This is a genomic window from Actinomycetes bacterium, assembly GCA_035489715.1.
Lineage (GTDB): Bacteria > Actinomycetota > Actinomycetes > JACCUZ01 > JACCUZ01 > DATHAP01.
In genome coordinates this window covers 1-16,644 of the sequence record DATHAP010000099.1, presented here as the reverse complement: position 1 = coordinate 16,644, position 16,644 = coordinate 1, and the positions used below count along the sequence as shown (strand labels likewise).

The 16,644-nt window shown below is 72.5% G+C and carries 18 protein-coding genes; 15 read left to right on the top strand and 3 right to left on the bottom strand.

All coding sequences use genetic code 11. The features are described from left to right. The 3 genes from VK640_08060 to VK640_08050 all read right to left on the bottom strand — a co-directional run. Nucleotides 1–531: DUF222 domain-containing protein (locus tag VK640_08060; protein HTE73137.1), on the bottom strand; the 531-nt coding region annotated here is incomplete at its 3' end. 102 nt (nt 532–633) lie between these two features. After that, nucleotides 634–1,725 (bottom strand): Gmad2 immunoglobulin-like domain-containing protein, encoded by a 1,092-nt coding sequence (locus VK640_08055; protein ID HTE73136.1) that lies wholly within the window; start codon nt 1,723–1,725, stop codon nt 634–636. Further along, complete coding sequence (locus VK640_08050; protein ID HTE73135.1) at nt 1,722–2,231, bottom strand: SigE family RNA polymerase sigma factor; 510 nt, start codon at nt 2,229–2,231, stop codon at nt 1,722–1,724. Before VK640_08050 ends, VK640_08055 begins: the two co-directional genes overlap by 4 nt. A gap of 166 nt (nt 2,232–2,397) precedes the next feature. Between VK640_08050 and VK640_08045 the strand changes: the two genes are divergently transcribed. The 15 genes from VK640_08045 to VK640_07975 all read left to right on the top strand — a co-directional run. Beyond that, on the top strand, nt 2,398–2,748 hold the full coding sequence (locus tag VK640_08045) for an HIT domain-containing protein (GenBank protein HTE73134.1): 351 nt from the start codon (nt 2,398–2,400) through the stop codon (nt 2,746–2,748). 86 nt (nt 2,749–2,834) lie between these two features. Next, nucleotides 2,835–3,857, top strand: coding sequence for a PhoH family protein (locus VK640_08040; protein ID HTE73133.1), 1,023 nt, complete (start codon nt 2,835–2,837; stop codon nt 3,855–3,857). Nucleotides 3,858–3,876: 19 nt separating this feature from the next. Beyond that, nucleotides 3,877–4,353, top strand: coding sequence for an rRNA maturation RNase YbeY (gene ybeY, locus VK640_08035; protein HTE73132.1), 477 nt, complete (start codon nt 3,877–3,879; stop codon nt 4,351–4,353). After that, complete coding sequence (locus tag VK640_08030) at nt 4,350–5,687, top strand: hemolysin family protein (protein ID HTE73131.1); 1,338 nt, start codon at nt 4,350–4,352, stop codon at nt 5,685–5,687. The genes ybeY and VK640_08030 overlap by 4 nt, the downstream gene beginning before the upstream one ends. After that, the gene (locus VK640_08025) at nt 5,671–5,997 is read left to right on the top strand and encodes a cytidine deaminase (protein ID HTE73130.1); all 327 of its coding nucleotides are present in this window, start codon (nt 5,671–5,673) and stop codon (nt 5,995–5,997) included. Before VK640_08030 ends, VK640_08025 begins: the two co-directional genes overlap by 17 nt. A 65-nt stretch (nt 5,998–6,062) precedes the next feature. Beyond that, entirely contained in the window at nt 6,063–7,244 is a 1,182-nt protein-coding gene (locus VK640_08020) for an AI-2E family transporter (protein ID HTE73129.1), read from the top strand. Beyond that, the gene (gene era, locus VK640_08015; GenBank protein ID HTE73128.1) at nt 7,241–8,173 is read left to right on the top strand and encodes a GTPase Era; all 933 of its coding nucleotides are present in this window, start codon (nt 7,241–7,243) and stop codon (nt 8,171–8,173) included. The genes VK640_08020 and era overlap by 4 nt, the downstream gene beginning before the upstream one ends. Before the next feature lie 114 nt (nt 8,174–8,287). Continuing rightward, nucleotides 8,288–8,800 carry an ATP-binding protein gene (locus tag VK640_08010; GenBank protein ID HTE73127.1) on the top strand — a complete coding sequence of 171 codons (513 nt, stop codon included), beginning with the start codon at nt 8,288–8,290 and terminating at the stop codon, nt 8,798–8,800. 86 nt (nt 8,801–8,886) lie between these two features. Further along, nucleotides 8,887–9,960, top strand: a complete 1,074-nt coding sequence (locus tag VK640_08005; protein ID HTE73126.1) for a LacI family DNA-binding transcriptional regulator — start codon at nt 8,887–8,889, stop codon at nt 9,958–9,960. Beyond that, nucleotides 9,957–11,246: a sugar ABC transporter substrate-binding protein gene (locus tag VK640_08000; protein HTE73125.1), complete on the top strand. Its 1,290-nt coding sequence runs from the start codon at nt 9,957–9,959 to the stop codon at nt 11,244–11,246. The genes VK640_08005 and VK640_08000 overlap by 4 nt, the downstream gene beginning before the upstream one ends. A gap of 13 nt (nt 11,247–11,259) precedes the next feature. Beyond that, a complete protein-coding gene (locus VK640_07995) occupies nt 11,260–12,201 on the top strand; it encodes a sugar ABC transporter permease (protein HTE73124.1) in 942 nt (313 codons plus the stop codon). A 109-nt stretch (nt 12,202–12,310) separates the two neighbouring features. Next, entirely contained in the window at nt 12,311–13,114 is an 804-nt protein-coding gene (locus VK640_07990) for a carbohydrate ABC transporter permease (GenBank protein ID HTE73123.1), read from the top strand. Then, entirely contained in the window at nt 13,111–14,193 is a 1,083-nt protein-coding gene (locus VK640_07985; protein ID HTE73122.1) for a glycosidase, read from the top strand. Before VK640_07990 ends, VK640_07985 begins: the two co-directional genes overlap by 4 nt. After that, a complete protein-coding gene (locus tag VK640_07980) occupies nt 14,190–15,392 on the top strand; it encodes a Gfo/Idh/MocA family oxidoreductase (protein ID HTE73121.1) in 1,203 nt (400 codons plus the stop codon). Before VK640_07985 ends, VK640_07980 begins: the two co-directional genes overlap by 4 nt. A 23-nt stretch (nt 15,393–15,415) precedes the next feature. Next, nucleotides 15,416–16,644 (top strand): hypothetical protein (locus VK640_07975; protein HTE73120.1); only part of this gene is annotated, 1,229 nt, incomplete at its 3' end.

Genomic DNA, 16,644 nt, shown 5'->3' with positions numbered 1-16,644 from the left:
GGCGGCCATCACCGACCCGACCGCCCGGCTGTCCGCGGTCCGGGCGACCTGCAGAACCTCGGGTTCGATCAGGGCGACCGCCTGCGCGGGGGCCGGGCCGCGGTGCCCGCCGGAGCTGGTGGTGTGGATGCCGTCGGCGATCGCCTGGGCGTGCCGGGCGGTGATCTCCCCGGCGGCCAGCGCCGCGACAGTGCCCGGCAGCAGCCCGCCGCGCAGCGCCCGGGCGGTGCGCACCGCCCCGGCCGCCTCCACCGGGGTCACCGTCACGGTCGACCGCAGCCACGCCCCCGCGGTGAGCGCCCCGTCAGTCGCGAACGACCCCCGCGCGTCGACCTCGCCGACCGCGGCCAGCACGACGGCGTCGATCCGGGCCTGCACCGCCCGCCCGGCAGCGACCAGCTCCCCCAGCTCCTCGTGGGACAGGTCCCGGACCGCGCCATCCGCCAACGCAGCAGCGAGGGTGACCGACTCCGCCTCGACCTGCTTCATCGCCACCCCGAGTGTCGGCGGCGCGTCGGTCGAGTGGTCCATGCCGGCAACGCTAGCCACCGGGTTGGACACAACCCCGGCTGCGACGACGTACGAGAAGCCGTTCGTGGACAACAGTTTCTGTCCACAGCGGGCTGTCCACAGCTACTCGACGGTGAAGACCTTGCTGTCGGTGTTCAGCGGCCGGCCGTCCTCGGCAGAGGACTCGAAGGCGCGCAGCTCGTAGGTCCCGGGGTCCAGCTCGACCGTGTCGCTGAAGTCGGCGAACTCGCCGTTGGCGCCCGCGTCGGTGAAGCCCTCGGCCACCACCTCGTCCGAGCCCTGGCGACGTACCTCCCAGTTGACGGTGGCCTCGAACGCGGTGCCGTAGCCGGTGATCTGGACCGGCGAGAACACCGTCGCGCCCTCGGTCGGGCCGAGAAGCCAGATCAGTCCCTGGACGTCCATCCGTGGCGAGCGCGCGATCGGCTCCGACCAGTCCTGGTGGCCGGACGGAGGGGTGTCGCCGCCGACCAGGAGCTCTACGCGCTTCACGGACGTGTCGTTGGCCGTGACCGTGTAGACCAGCTGCTGCACGGCGACGTCCTCGGCGGCGGCACCGACCTCGGGGAAGTCGGAGAGGTCGAGCGTCGCCGTGTCGCCGTCGACCGAGTAGCCGACGACTCCGGTGCTTGTCGGCCACGGGGAGTCGTAGTCCGGGTCCACCGCCGGCTGGGTGAACATCGTGGTCAGTGCTGCCCTGACGGGGTCCATGCCGGGATTGGGTCGCTCCTCGCGGTAGAGCCGCATCCCGTTGTCCTGGTCCATGACGTAGTACACGTAGACGTTGCCCTCGACCGCCGGTGCGGTCGGTGTGCCGGTCGTCGCCTCGGTCGGGCTCGGGGACTCCTCGGCGCCCGAGGTCGTCGCCGGTCCGGTCGCCGTGCCCTTCCCGCCCGGCGTGGCGACGGTCGGGTCGTCGTCGCCGCCGAGGAGTGCGATCCCACCACCGACCGCGAGGCCGAGGAGCACCGCGGCAGCGGTCGCCAGCACGGCCGGCCGCTGCCACCACGGCCGCTCGGCACCGGTCCGCTCCTGGATCGAGGACAGCGAGTCGTCGGGCTGGACCATGGCGGCCTCCGCGGTCAAGGCCGCGCGCAGCCGCGCGGCGGTCGGGTCGTCGTCGGGCATCGAGTCGGGCATCGGGTCGGCCAGGTCGCGCCGGACCTTGTCGCTCGTCCGGTCGTCGTCGCTCATGCGGAGTCCTCCAATGCGGTGCGCAGGGCGGCCAGGCCGCGGGACGCGTGGCTCTTCACCGATCCGCGGCTGATGCCAAGGGTGTCGGCGATCGCCGCCTCGGAGAGGTCGAGGTAGTAGCGCAGCACGAGCACCTCGCGCTGCCGGTCGGGCAGCGTCCGCAGGGCGGTCAGCACTTCGGCGTGCTCGAGCGCGAGCAGCGCACCGTGCTCGGCGCTCGCCGCCGACGGGTCGGGGCGCGGCGCGTGCTTCGCCGCGACCACGGCGTGCCGCTGGGCGGACCGTGCGCCGTTGACGACCGACCGCCGGAGGTAGGCCAGTGCCTTGTCCGGGTCGCGCAGCCGGCGCCACGCGCCGTGCATCGACACGAAGGCGTCCTGCGCGACCTCCTCGGCGAGCGTCGTGTCGCGCAGCAGCAGGGCGCCGAGCCGGACCAGCGACCGGTAGTGCGCGGCGTAGATCCGGGTGACCGCGTCGTCGGCGTCCCAGCCGCGCGCCGCGTCCATCGGGCTCCTCGCGCAGTCGGCGGTCGGTGCGGGGAGCACCGGGGTCGTCAGGTCCACACGCGTACGACGCGCAGGTCCGACGTCCGGTTTACCTGGCGCCGGTCACCCGACGCAGGTCGCCACGCCGCGCGGCCGCGCAACGGTCCGGCATCGGTAGGGTCGGGGGATGGCTGACGAGACGGCGGACTGCCTGTTCTGCCGCGTGGTGGCTGGCGACCTGCCGGCCGACGTGGTGCACCGCGGCGAGCGGGTGCTGGCCTTCCGGGACATCGACCCCCGGGCGCCGACCCACGTCCTGGTCGTGCCGCTGCAGCACCACCCGGACGTCGGCGCGATCGCGGCCGCGGACCCGGCCGCACTCGCCGAGCTGGTGGCCGCCGCCGAGCAGATCGCACACGCCGAGGGCCACGACGACTTCCGGCTGGTATTCAACACCGGCGCCCGAGCCGGTCAGTCGGTCTTCCACGTCCACGGCCACGTGCTGGCCGGCCGGGCGATGACCTGGCCACCCGGCTGAGCCGGCCACCCGACCGACCTGGGCGAACGTGCCTGCCGGCCGGCTCGCGCGCCGTACGGCCGATCTCGCCTAGCATTGACCCAGACATGACAGAGCAACCCGAGTCCCGCACCACGATCGTGGTGCCCGCCAGCCAGCCCATGGTGGCCGTCCTGGGCCCGCGCGACGAGCTGCTGCGAGTCGTCGAGACCGCCTTCCCGACCGTCGACATCTCGGTGCGCGGCAACGAGATCACCGTCGCCGGCGAGCCCGGCGAGGTCGCACTGGTCGAGCGCTTCTACGACGAGCTCACCACCGTCCTGCGCACAGGACAGGGGGTGACCGTCGAGTCGGTCGAGCGGATGGTCAGCATGCTCCGCTCCGAGACGGGCGAGCGACCAGCCGAGGTGCTGACGCTGAACATCCTGTCCCACCGCGGCCGCACGATCCGGCCCAAGACGCTGAACCAGAAGCGCTACGTCGACGCGATCGACGACCACACCATCGTCTTCGGCATCGGCCCGGCGGGCACCGGCAAGACCTACCTGGCCGTCGCCAAGGCCGTGCAGGCCCTGCAGGCCAAGCAGGTCAACCGGATCATCCTCACCCGGCCGGCCGTCGAGGCGGGCGAGCGACTCGGCTTCCTGCCCGGCACGCTCTACGACAAGATCGACCCGTACCTCAGGCCGCTGTACGACGCGCTGCACGACATGATCGACCCCGACTCGATCCCCCGGCTGATGACAGCGGGCACGATCGAGGTGGCGCCGCTGGCATACATGCGCGGCCGGTCGCTCAACGACGCGTTCATCATCCTCGACGAGGCGCAGAACACGTCGCCGGAGCAGATGAAGATGTTCCTCACCCGGCTGGGTTTCGGCTCGAAGATGGTCGTGACCGGTGACGTCACCCAGGTCGACCTGCCGGGCAGCACGCACAGCGGCCTCCGCCAGGTGCAGGAGATCCTCGACGGCACGCCCGACGTCCACTTCAGCCGGCTGTCCAGCTCGGACGTCGTGCGGCACCGGCTGGTCAGCGAGATCGTCGACGCCTACGGCCGCTGGGACGCCAGCCAGCCCGGCGACCCTCGCCGCGGCAGCGGTGGCGGCCAGCAGCGCCGCCGCCGATGAGCCGTTCGATGAGCCACAGATGACCGTCGACGTCCACGACGAGTCCGGCGCCGACGTCGACACCGACCGGCTGGCTGCACTGTCCCGCTTCGTGCTCGACCGGCTCCGGGTCCACCCGCTCGCCGAGCTCTCGGTCGTCGCCGTGGACGCGGCGACGATGGCCGCCCACCACGTGCAGTGGATGGACGAGGAGGGCCCGACCGACGTCATGGCGTTCCCGATGGACGAGCTGCGCCCTGGCGACGACGAGGAGGAGCCGGAGCCGGGTCTGCTCGGCGACGTCGTGCTCTGCCCCCAGGTCGCGGAGGAGCAGGCGCGTGCAGCCGGCCACACCACCGGCCATGAGCTGGACCTGCTGTGCGCGCACGGCATCCTGCACCTGCTCGGCTTCGACCACGCCGAGGACGAGGAGAAAGCCGAGATGTTCCCGCTGCAGGCCGAGCTGCTGCGCGCCTGGTGGGCCGCCCGGGGGCTGGCCGCCGGGGTGACGCCGTGACCTCGACCGTCGTCCAGCTCGTCACCGCCGCTCTGCTGGTCGGTCTCGGCGGCCTCTCCGCCGGCGCGGAGGCAGCGCTGTCGAGGGTGTCGCGCACCGCGTCGGAGGACCTGGAGCGCGAGGGTCGGCGGGGTGCCGGCCGGCTGCGCGAGGTGCTCGAGGACCCGGCGCGCTACCTCAACCTGCTGACCCTGCTGCGGGTCACCTGCGAGCTGGTCGCGACCGTCCTCGTCACGGTCGCGATGCTCGACCTGATCGACCGGGTGTGGCTCGCGATGTTCGCCGCCTCGGTCACGATGATCGTGGTCTCCTACATCGCCATCGGCGTCTCGCCGCGCACCCTCGGCCGCCAGCACCCGGCGCCGATCGCGTTGGCGGCCGCCCGGCTGGTGCACCCGCTGGCCAGGTTCCTCGGCCCGCTGCCGCAGCTGCTGATCCTGGTCGGCAACGCGCTCACGCCCGGCAAGGGGTTCCGCGACGGGCCGTTCGCGTCCGAGGCCGAGCTGCGCGAGCTGGTCGACCTGGCCGAGGAGAACCAGCTCATCGAGGACCGCGAGCGGGCGATGATCCACTCGGTGTTCGAGCTGGGCGACACGATCGTGCGCGAGGTGATGGTGCCGCGCACCGACGTCGTCTTCATCGAGCGGGACAAGACCCTGCGCCAGGCGCTGTCGCTGGCCCTGCGCAGCGGCTTCAGCCGCATCCCGGTCATCGGCGAGGGCACCGACGACGTGCTCGGGGTGGCCTACCTCAAGGACCTGGTCCGCCGCACCTACGTCCACCGCGACGGCGAGTCGGTCGAGAGGGTCGACTCGGTCATGCGGCCCGCCGTGTTCGTCCCCGAGAGCAAGCCGGTCGACGAGCTGCTGCGCGAGATGCAGGCGCAGCAGACCCATGTCGCCATCGTCGTCGACGAGTACGGCGGCACCGCCGGACTGGTCACCATCGAGGACGTGCTCGAGGAGATCGTCGGCGAGATCACCGACGAGTACGACGTGGAGACCGCGCTGGTCGAGGAGCTGCCGGACGGGGCGCTGCGGGTGAGCGCCCGGCTGCACGTCGACGAGCTGGCCGAGCGGCTGGGCATCGAGCTCGAGGACGACGACGTCGACACCGTCGGCGGCCTGCTCGCCAAGCAGCTCGGCCGGGTGCCGATCCCCGGCGCGCAGGTCTGGGTCCAGGGCATCGAGATCACCGCGGAGGAGACGCAGGGCCGGCGCAACCGCATCGGCACCCTGCTGGTCCGCCGGGTCGAGGACGGCGTCGACATCGCCCCCCGGCCAGCTGACGACAGCGACGTCGCCCGGGAGCCGGCGGATGCCCGCGACCTCTGACCCGGAGGACCTCAAGCTGGTCACCCTTGCCCGATCCGCGCGCGCCCGGAACGGTGCCCCCGAGGGGGCGGCCGTCCGCGACGAGATGGGCCGGACGTACGCCGCCTCGACGGTCGACCTCCCGAGCCTGCGGCTCACCGCCGTGCAGGCCGCCGTGGGCGCTGCCCTGTCCAGCGGGTCGGACCGGCTCGAGGCGGTCGCCGTCGTGGGGGAGACGGAGGCCCTCGACGACGCGGACACAGCCGTCCTCGCCGACGTCGCAGTGACGACGGTGCTGCTCGCCCGGCCCGACGGGACGCTGCGGGGCTGACCGCTCACGCCCGCTGACGGGTCGGCTGCAGTTTGCGGACGGGCGGGGAGGTTACGGTTCCAGCCATGTTCCGCAAGCGGACCGAGCCGGTCGTCGTCGTGAGCCCGCCCGAGCGAACGGTGCCCATCGACGGCATCGAGACGCCGCACGTGCTGCGCTTCGCGGCCGCCTGGTCGTGGCGGCTGCTGCTCGTCGTGGCGGCGGTGTGGGTCTTCCTGCAGCTGTTCTCGATCCTGTCGGTCGTCCTCGTCCCGGTCATCATCGGGCTCCTGCTGTGCGCCGTGCTGTCGCCGATGGTCGACCGCCTCGCCGGGTGGGGATGGCCCCGCGGGCTGGCGACCGCCGTCACGATCCTGGCCGGCATCGCACTGGTCGTGGCGCTCGTCGCCCTCGTCGCCCAGCAGTTCACCTCGGGCTTCGACGACCTGCGCGACCAGTTCGACCGCAGCCTGGGCGAGCTGGAGCGCTACCTGACCGACCTCGGCCTCGAGCGGGCTCAGCTGCAGAACTTCTTCGAACGGGTTCGCGAGGGCGTCGGCTCCGGGAGCAGCAACCTCGGCGGCACCGTCGTCAAGACCGCCACGACGGCGGGACACCTGCTCGCCGGGCTGTTCATCGTGCTGTTCACGACCATCTTCTTCACCTACGACGGCCGCAACATCTGGCAGTGGCTGGTCCGGTTGTTCCCCGGCCACGCGCGGGAGCGGGTCCACGGCAGCGGGACGCGGGCCTGGGCCGTGCTCACCGCCTACGTCCGGGCGACCGTCGTCATCGCCGCGGTCGACGCCCTCGGCATCGCGATCGTCGCGCTGATCCTCGGCCTTCCTCTCGTGGTCCCGCTGGCCGTGCTGGTGTTCCTCGGTGCGTTCATCCCGGTCGTCGGTGCCACCATCAGCGGCATCGCGGCGGTTGCTGTCGCGCTGGTCTCCGAGGGGCCGGTGCAGGCACTGATCATGCTCGGCGGGGTGATCGGCGTGCAGCAGCTCGAGGGCCACGTCCTGCAGCCCTTTCTCATGGGCCGGTTGGTGCGGGTGCACCCGGTCGCGGTCGTCGTGGTCATCGCGATCGGCGGCCTGGTGGCAGGCATCTTCGGTGCACTGATCGCGGTCCCGTTGACGGCGATCATCAACACCGTCGCCACCTACCTCGCGGGTGAGCGCCGGGACCGGCTGGCGGGCGAGGAGCGGGCCCGGCTCGCCCGCGAGGACGAGGCCGGTGCCGCCGCCGACCCAGCGGTCACCTCGTGAGCGACCCGTCGGGTCACGCCTTCCGCGCCGGGTTCGTCGCCTTCGTCGGTCGCCCGAACGCCGGCAAGTCCACCCTGACCAACGCCCTCGTCGGCGAGAAGGTCGTCATCACCTCGAGCAAGCCCCAGACGACCCGCCGCGTCGTGCGCGGCATCGTGCACCGCCCGGACGCCCAGCTCGTCGTGCTGGACACTCCCGGCCTCCACCGTCCACGCACCCTGCTCGGCGAGCGGCTCAACGAGGAGGTCCGCGCCGCGTGGTCCGAGGTCGACGTGGTGGGCCTGTGCGTCCCGGCGGACGAGAAGGTCGGTCCGGGAGACCGGTTCATCGCCCGTGAGCTGTCCGGGCTCCGCAAGGTGGTCAAGGTCGTGGTCGTCACGAAGACCGACCGGGTGCCGCCGGCGAGGGTCGCCGAGCAGCTGCTCGCCGTCGCCGACCTCGGTCGGGTCGAGGGCATCGAGTGGGCCGAGGTGGTGCCGGTGTCCGCCGTGCGCGGCGAGCAGACCGACCTGCTCGCCGACCTCCTGGCGCGCCTCGTGCCGGAGTCTCCGCCGCTGTACCCGGACGGTGACCTGACCGACGAGCCGGAGAACCTGCTCGTCGCCGAGCTGATCCGGGAGGCCGCCCTGGAGGGGGTGCGCGACGAGCTCCCGCACTCGATCGCGGTGGTCGTCGAGGAGATGCAGCCGCGGGAGAACCGGCCGGCGCACCGGCCGCTGCTGGACGTGCACGCCTTCCTCTACGTCGAGAGGGACAGCCAGAAGGCCATCGTCATCGGGCCCAAGGGCGCCCGGCTGCGCGAGATCGGCGCCACCGCGCGCAAGCACATCGAGGCCCTGCTCGGCACCCAGGTCTACCTGGACCTGCGGGTCACTGTGGCCAAGGACTGGCAGCGCGACCCGCGACAGCTGCGCCGCCTCGGCTTCTAGGTTGCTGGGCTTGGTTGGTGGCTTCCGGGGCCGCTTCGGGTTTCGGGGCTGCCTGCCGCAGGGCAGTAGGGCGCCAGGGTCCGGCAGTGGGCCCGACGAGCAGGGGAGCTCCGGATGTGCCGGGTCCGCACGATCGACGTCGGCGACGACCCGCACGCCGTGGCGACCGCCCGGCGGGAGGCGGCCGCCCAGCTGGACCGGTGGGAGCTCGACGACCTGCGCCCCGACGCCGAGCTGCTGGTCAGCGAGCTGGTCACCAACGCGGTGCTGCACAGCCGCGGCGACGTCGCCCTGACCCTCGCGGTCGCCGACGGGCTGCTCGAGGTGGGGGTCTCCGACCCCGGTCGGGGGCTGCCGCCGCAGCGGAGCCTCCAGGGGGGCGCCGCAGGGCCGCGGTGGACCGCCGAGGGCGGCCGTGGCCTGCGCCTGGTCGACCGGCTCTCCGTCGAGTGGGGCGTGGTCGCCCTGGCGCGCGGCAAGCAGGTGTGGTTCCGCCTCGAGGTGGGCACCGGCTGGCCGCACCGCACGGCGTGCCCGTGCGGCGGCGAGGACCTCGAGCGGCTCCGGCTGGAGTCCGGGCGGTGGGCGGTGGCCGCCCCCGGCCCCTGGGACGACTGCGCCGACTGATCGCACGACGAATCTGGCGGATCGCACCAACCCTGGCGAATGGGTATCTATTGACAATTCGGTAACTAAAGCGGTTTATTAGCCGCATGCCTCGCCGGCCGACCATCGAGGACGTCGCCCGGGATGCGGGCGTCTCCAAGGGGGCCGTCTCGTTCGCGCTGAACGACCGCCCCGGCGTCGCCCCGGCCACCCGGGACCGGATCCTGCGGGTCGCCGCCGACCTGGGCTGGACCCCGAGCCACCGCGGCCGGGCACTGGCCGCCGACCGCGCGCTCGCGGTCGGCCTCGTCGTCGCCCGCCCGCCCGAGACCCTGGGTGCCGACCCCTTCTTCCCGGCCTTCATCGCCGGGATCGAGGCCACGCTGGCGCCGCTGGGCCAGGTGCTGGTCCTGCAGGTGGTCGCCGACCGTGAGCGCGAGGTCGAGGGCTACCGCCGGCTGGCCGCCGACGGCCGGGTCGACGGCGTGTTCCTGACCGACCTGCGGGTCGGCGACCCGCGTCCCGCCCTGCTGGAGCGGCTCGGCCTGCCCGCGGTCGTCATCGCCCCGTCGTGCCGCGACCACGCCGCTGCGGCGTGCGTGTGCGTCGACGACCGGCCAGGCATCGTCGCGGCGGTCGAGCACCTGGCGGCCCTGGGTCACCGCCGCATCGCCCACGTCAGCGGGCCGGCCGACTTCGTCCACTCCCGGTCCCGTCGCGACGCGTGGGCCGGCGCGGTCCGCGACGCCGGCCTGCGTCCCGGGCCGGCCGTGGAGTCCGACTTCTCGGCCGCCGGGGGAGCAGCGGCGACGGCCCGGCTGCTCGACCTGGCCGAGCCCCCGACCGCCGTCGTCTACGCCAACGACCTGATGGCGATCGCCGGAGCGGCGGTGGCGGCCGGCCGCGGGCTGGACGTACCCACCGACCTGTCGGTCACCGGGTTCGACGACACCGAGGTCGCGGCACACCTGCGGCCGGCCCTGACGACGATCCGCACCGACGCGTTCGGCTGGGGCCGCGCCGCGGCCGACCGGCTGACCCGGCTCGTGCGGGGCACAGAAGAGGACACGTCATCCGTCCCGCCGGCGACGATGCCGCCGCCCCGTCTCGTCGTCCGCGACTCCACCGCACCACCGCGACCCGACCGGTCGCGCACCTCCCCTGGATCGGAGCCCCGATGAAGCGCACCACGACCGCAGCAGCACTGCTCACCATCGCCCTCGGCGCCACCGCGTGCGGCGGCGACGACGGCGGCGGCTCGTCGTCCGACGACCTCGCGACGAAGGGCCCGATCAAGATCTGGCTGTCGAACAACCCCGAGGAGCTCGCCTGGGGCAAGGCGATGGTGGCGGACTGGAACTCCGCCCACCCGAAGGAGAAGGTGACGGCGCAGGAGATCCCCGCGGGCAAGAGCTCGGAGGAGGTCATCGGCGCCGCCATCACGGCGGGCAACGCGCCGTGCCTGGTCTACAACACGTCGCCGGCGGCGGTGCCGCAGTTCCAGAAGCAGGGTGGGTTGGTGGCGCTGGACGACTTCCCGGGCGGCACCGACTACATCGAGTCGCGCACCGGAGACAACGCCGAGCAGTACAAGTCGCCGGACGGCAAGTACTACCAGATGCCGTGGAAGTCCAACCCGGTGATGATCTTCTACAACAAGGACCTGCTCAAGAAGGCCGGCATCGACCCGGAGAACCCGCCGCTGTCGACCTACGACGACTTCCTCGCGACGAGCGAGAAGATCGTCAGCAGCGGCGCGGCGCAGGCAGCGATCTGGCCGGCACCCTCCAGCGAGTTCTTCCAGTCGTGGTTCGACTTCTACCCGCTCTACGCCGCGCAGAGCGGCGGCAAGCAGCTCGTCGAGGACGGCAAGGCGACGTTCAACGACGCGGACGGCCAGGCCGTCGCGAACTTCTGGGCGGAGATGTACGAGAAGGGCTACGCACAGAAGGAGAAGTACAACGGTGACTCCTTCGCCGACGAGAAGGCGGCGATGTCGATCGTTGGCCCGTGGGCCATCGCGGTCTACGGCGAGAAGGTGAACTGGGGAGCGGCGCCGGTGCCCACCGAGAGCGGCACCACCGCCGAGGAGACCTACACGTTCTCCGACGCCAAGAACGTCGCCATCTACTCGGCCTGCAAGGCCAAGGGGACCGCGTGGGGCCTGCTCAAGTTCTCGACCAGCAAGGAGCAGGACGGCTCGCTGCTGGACAAGACCGGCCAGATGCCGCTGCGCTCCGACCTCGAGGCGGCCTACCCCGACTACTTCTCCAGCAACCCGGACTACCAGACGTTCGCAGCGCAGGCGGCCCGGACGGTCGAGGTGCCCAACGTGCCCAACTCGATCGAGATCTGGCAGACCTTCCGCGACAGCTACAGCACTGCGGTGATCTTCGGCAAGGAGTCGGTCGACGCCGCGCTGCAGAAGTCGGCGGACGAGATCGACACGCTCGCCGGGCAGTCCTGATCCGCGGCTCGTCATGACGACGACCACAGCGCCGGCCCCGCCCACGGCTCCCCGCCCTGGGCCGGGGCGGCGCAGCCGCTGGAGCACGATCCTCGGGCGCCAGCCCCTAGGCATCCTGTTCGTGGCGCCTTACGCCCTGTTCCTGGCCGCCGTCTTCGCGTACCCGCTGGGGCTAGCGGTCTGGATCAGCTTCCACGACTACTTCTTCACCGCGCCCGGTGCGTCGGTCGACCGCCCCTTCGTCGGCTTCGACAACTACGCCACCGTGCTGGGCGACGAGGACGTGCGTCAGTCCTTTGTCAACGTCGCGATCTTCCTGATCATCAACGTGCCGCTCACGGTCGTGCTCGCGCTGCTGCTGGCTGCGGCGCTCAACGCCGCCATCCGCGGACGCACGTTCTTCCGGGTCGCCTACTACGTCCCGTACATCACTGCCAGCGTCGCGGTGGTCGCGGTCTGGCTGTTCCTCTTCTCCAGCGACGGACTGGTCAACAACGTCCTCGGTCCGCTGGCGCCCGACCCCTCGTGGCTGGTCAACGAGACGCTCGCGATGCCGCTCATCGCGATCTTCGTCACCTGGAAGCAGCTCGGCCTCTACATCCTGCTCTACCTCGCGGCGCTGCAGGGCGTCCCCAAGGAGCTCTACGAGTCGGCCTCGGTCGATGGCGCCACCAAGTGGCAGCAGCTGCGCAACGTGACCGTCCCCGGCGTACGACCGGCAACGACCCTCGTGGTCATCCTGGCCACCATCACCGGCGCGAACCTCTTCACCGAGCCCTACCTCCTGACGAACGGCGGCGGACCCGACGGAGCGTCGGCGTCACCGGTCCTCGTCATGTACCAGAAGGGCATCGAGCAGGGGAACCCGGACGTGGCCTCGGCCATCGGCGTGATCTTGGTCGGCGCCGTGCTGATCATCTCGCTGGTCAACCGCCGCCTCCTGGAGAGGGACTGACATGGCGCAGACAGCTCCCCACGTGCCGGCCGACCTGAGCGCCGCCGACGAGACGCGGCCGCCGGTCCCCGATCGCACACCGGGCAGTGCGGGCGGCACCGTCGCCCGCATGCTCCTGCTGGTGCTCGGTGCCTTCGTCTTCCTCTTTCCCTTCTACTACATGCTCGTCGGCTCGCTGCAGAGCGAGTCGGACACGTCGGTGGGCGGTGCCTTCCCCGTCGGCGGCTGGACGTTCGACAACTACCGTGCCATCAACTCCCGCGTGGACCTGCTGGGATCGCTGGTGAACTCCGGCATCTTCACCGGCGGCGTGATCCTGTGCACCGTCGTGTTCGGCGTGCTCGCCGGCTATGCCCTTGCGCGCCTGCACTTCCGCGGCCAGGGGTCGGTCTTCGCCGCCATGCTGCTCGTGCAGCTGATCCCCTTCCAGCTGCTGATGATCCCGCTCTACGTGATGATCGTGCGTAGCTACGGGCTGGCCGACACCTACCTCGGGATGATCGTCCCCTTCGCCATCAACTCGACGGCGGTCTTCATCTTCCGGCAGTTCTTCCTGCAGCTGCCCGAGGATTTGTTCGCCGCGGCCCGCATCGACGGCGCCGGCGAGCTGCGGATCCTGTGGTCGATCGCGCTGCCCCTCGTCCGACCGGCACTGCTCACCGCCGTGCTGCTGACCTTCATCGGGCCGTGGAACGAGTTCCTCTGGCCCTTCCTCATCACGAAGGACAACGACATGCAGCCGCTGGCGGTGTCGTTGGCCAACTACCTGTCCAACGTGGCCGGCCGCGCCAGCAACCCCTACGGTGCGATCCTCGCCGGTGCCTGCGTGCTCGCCGCCCCGGCGGTCGCGTTGTTCGTCGCGTTCCAGCGGCACTTCACCTCCTCGGACCTCGGCTCCGGGGTGAAGGGATGAGCCGGTCCGTGCCGGCGGACCGCGCCGACGTGCCCTACGCGCTGCAGCGGGTCGGGATCGTCATGTCGCCCGAGCAGGGCGACCCGCTCGAGGAGATGGGCGTGCTGAACCCCGCCAGCGGGCGCGACCCGGACGGCCGGCTGATGCTGCTCCCACGCCTCGTCGCCGCGGGCAACGTGTCCCGGGTCGGCCTCGCCGAGGTGGTCGTCGAGCACGGCGTGCCGGTCGGCGTCCGCCGCGAGGGGGTCGTGCTCGCACCGGACGAGGGTTGGGAGCGGGGCGCCAACAACGCCGGCGTCGAGGACCCGCGGACGACGTTCGTCCCGTCCATAGGGCTGCACCTCATGACGTACGTCGCCTACGGCCCACTGGGACCACGGCTGGCCATGGCCGTGTCCGAGGACCTGCGGTCCTGGCGCCGGCTGGGGCCGGTGCAGTTCGCCTACCAGCCCGCTCTCGACACCGACCTTGGCATGTTCCCCAACAAGGACGCGGTGTTCTTCCCGGAGCCGGTGCCCGACCCGGAGGGGCGACCGTCCTACGCGATGCTGCACCGGCCGATGTGGGACCTCGGCTGGTTCCGCGAGGGCGAGACGGTGCACCTGCCGGCCGGCGTGACCGACGAGCGGCCTGCGATCTGGATCTCCTACGTGCCGGTCGACGAGGTGCGGTCGGACGTCCGCGCGCTGGTGCGGCCCCGCGACCACCGGTGCGTCGCGTCGTCCCTCCACCCCTACGAGGAGCTGAAGATCGGGGCCGGCCCGCCGCCGCTGCGCGTCGAGGAGGGCTGGCTGCTGATCCACCACGGCGTCACCGGGGAGGCCCCCGACGGCTGGGACCCGACGACGCAGAAGGTGGAGTACGCCGCCGGCGCGATGCTCCTCGACCCCGACGACCCGTCGCGGTTGCTGGCGCGCACCGCCGAGCCGATCCTCGAGCCCGAGACTGACGAGGAGCGCGACGGCACGGTCCCCAACGTCGTCTTCCCCACCGCGATCGAGGAGGTCGACGGGACGCAATTCGTCTTCTACGGCATGGCCGACTCGCGGATCGGTGTGGCCAGGCTCGAGCACACGTGACCCAGCCGACCCCGCCACTAGGGCTCGGTCTCGTCGGAGCGGGCCGCTTCGGCGCGTTCGTGGCCGGCGTGGCCGCCAGCCTGCCTGCGGTCTCGCTCCGGGCGGTCGCCGACGCGGACGCCGGCCGGGCCGCAGGACTGGCCACCCGCCACGGTGCCCAGGTCGCCGGCGACTGGACGACGCTCATCGACCACCGCGGGGTGGATGCCGTCGTCGTGGCGACTCCGCCGGCGACCCATGCCGCCGTCGCCCTGGCTGCTCTGGCGGCGGGCCGGCACGTCTTCGCCGAGAAGCCGCTCGCGACGACGCTCGACCGGGCTCGCGAGGTCGTCGACGCGGCGGCCCGGCACGGCCGCGCGCTGGTCGTCGACCACGTCCTGCGCTACAACCCGGTCCTCCAGGTGCTCGTCGTGCTGCGCGACGAGCTGCTCGGCCCGGTGCAGCGCTTCGCGTTCGAGAACGACGCGAGTGACGAGCACCTGCCGCCCGACCACTGGTTCTGGGACGAGGAGCGCAGCGGCGGGGTCTTCGTCGAGCACGGGGTCCACTTCTTCGACGCCGCGCACCTGCTGGTCGGCAGCCGGCCGGAGCACCTGGTGGCCGTGAGCGCGGCCCGAGCCGACGGGCGCACCGACCTGGTCAGCGCCACGGCCCGACACCCCGGCGGTGCGCTCGCCACGCACACCCACGGCTTCACCCATCCCGACCGGTGCGAGCGCCAGCGGATGCGCCTGGACCACGGCTCGGCCGAGGTCCTGGTCGACGGCTGGATCCCGCTGCGGGCCCGGGTCGACGGCTGGACCGACGACCACGGCGCTGCCGTCGCCGGCCGGCTGCCGGACCGTACTGCCGACCTGATGCACGTGCCCGGTCACCGGCTGGGGCCAGGATCCGGCATCACCGCGGTGGTGCACCGCGACGCCGGCCCGGCAGCCGCGCGCGGCCGGGGCCGGGAGCTCGCGCTGCCGCACCGGGTCGAGGTGCTCGTGGAGCTCGGCCGCGACGACGCCAAGGAACGCGTCTACGCCGAGTCGGTGCGGGGCGCCCTCACCGACCTGGTGGCCGCCGCCCACGGTGCCCGCCCGCGGTCGGGCGGTCCGGAGGCCCTGGCCGCCCTCGCCGTCGCCGACGCCGCCCGCCGCTCCGCACTCGACGGTGCCGCCACCCGCCCGTCCTTCCCTGCCGCACCCGCAGCCTGACGCCTCACCGACAGGAGCCCGCCATGAACCCACGACCCGCTCGCCACCCGCGCGGCGCAGCCCGGGCTCTGCTCGCGGCCGTCGTCGCCGCTCTCGTCGGCGCGCTGGTGGTCGCCGCCCCGGCCGGGCTGCCCGCGGCGTCGGCGGCGGACGAGCCGCTGACCAACCTCGCGCACCTCGACTTCCTCCAGGACGACGTCACACCGCCGGCGCAGGACGGTCACATCACCTACCGGCTGGCCGAGGAGCCGTCGATCGGGGTGCTGTGGACCTACGCCGACCGCAACGCCGACGGCACCTACCGCCGGGTCGGCGGCGGGCCGTACGACCCGGCGACGAACACCTGGTCGCAGGGCGCGTTCAACGCCGACGACGTCTCGCGCGCTGCTGTCGTCTACCTGCGGCACTGGCAGCAGACCGGCGCCGTCTCGAGTCGCGCGCGGGCGTACGACCTGCTGCGCGGACTGACCTACCTGCAGACGGCCAGCGGACCGGACGCAGGCAACGTCGTGCTCTGGATGCAGCCGGACGGCACCCTCAACCCGAGCCCCACGCCGGTGGAGCTGCCTGACCCGTCGGACAGCGGCGAGTCCTACTGGCTGGCCCGCACCATCTGGGCGCTGGGCGAGGGCTACGCAGACTTCCGCGACGCGGACCCGGCGTTCGCCGCGTTCCTCAAGCAGCGGCTGGACCTTTCGATCGCAGCCCTGCAGCGCCAGACGCTGTCGCGCTACGGCAGCCACCTGCAGATCGACGGGCGCACCACACCGGCCTGGCTCGTCGTCGACGGCGCGGACGCGAGCGCGGAGGCGGTGCTCGGCCTGGCCGCCTACGTCGAGGCCGGGGGACCCGATACGGCGCGCACGGCACTGCGGCAGCTCTCCGAGGGCATCACCGCGCTGCAGGACGGCGACGCCCGGCACTGGCCGTTCGGCGCGGTCCAGCCATGGGGGCTGTCCCTCGCCAACTGGCACGCCTGGGCTTCGCAGATGCCGGCCGCGCTGGCCCGAGCGGGAGACGCCCTGGGAGAGGGCTCCTTCACCGCGGCCGCCGCGCGGGACTCGGGCACCTTCGACCCGTGGCTGCTCACGTCGGGCGGCCCGGACAACGGCCGGCTGCCCACGCGGGTCGACCCGACGCAGATCGCCTACGGCGTCGACTCCCGGCTGCAGTCCCTGCTCGCCACCGCAGACGTGACCGGCCGCACCGGCCCGAAGCGGCTCGCGGCGATCGTCGGTGCCTGGTACTTCGG

Coding starts and splice junctions, on each gene's coding strand:
- VK640_08020 (HTE73129.1), top strand. CDS start 6,063: ATGTTCCGCAAGCGGACCGAGCCGGTCGTCGTCGTGAGCCCGCCCGAG.
- VK640_07990 (HTE73123.1), top strand. CDS start 12,311: ATGCTCCTGCTGGTGCTCGGTGCCTTCGTCTTCCTCTTTCCCTTCTAC.
- VK640_08050 (HTE73135.1), bottom strand. CDS start 2,231: ATGGACGCGGCGCGCGGCTGGGACGCCGACGACGCGGTCACCCGGATC.
- VK640_08000 (HTE73125.1), top strand. CDS start 9,957: ATGAAGCGCACCACGACCGCAGCAGCACTGCTCACCATCGCCCTCGGC.
- VK640_08010 (HTE73127.1), top strand. CDS start 8,288: ATGTGCCGGGTCCGCACGATCGACGTCGGCGACGACCCGCACGCCGTG.
- VK640_08045 (HTE73134.1), top strand. CDS start 2,398: ATGGCTGACGAGACGGCGGACTGCCTGTTCTGCCGCGTGGTGGCTGGC.
- VK640_08040 (HTE73133.1), top strand. CDS start 2,835: ATGACAGAGCAACCCGAGTCCCGCACCACGATCGTGGTGCCCGCCAGC.
- VK640_08055 (HTE73136.1), bottom strand. CDS start 1,725: ATGAGCGACGACGACCGGACGAGCGACAAGGTCCGGCGCGACCTGGCC.
- VK640_07995 (HTE73124.1), top strand. CDS start 11,260: ATGACGACGACCACAGCGCCGGCCCCGCCCACGGCTCCCCGCCCTGGG.
- ybeY (HTE73132.1), top strand. CDS start 3,877: ATGACCGTCGACGTCCACGACGAGTCCGGCGCCGACGTCGACACCGAC.
- VK640_07985 (HTE73122.1), top strand. CDS start 13,111: ATGAGCCGGTCCGTGCCGGCGGACCGCGCCGACGTGCCCTACGCGCTG.
- VK640_08005 (HTE73126.1), top strand. CDS start 8,887: ATGCCTCGCCGGCCGACCATCGAGGACGTCGCCCGGGATGCGGGCGTC.
- VK640_08025 (HTE73130.1), top strand. CDS start 5,671: ATGCCCGCGACCTCTGACCCGGAGGACCTCAAGCTGGTCACCCTTGCC.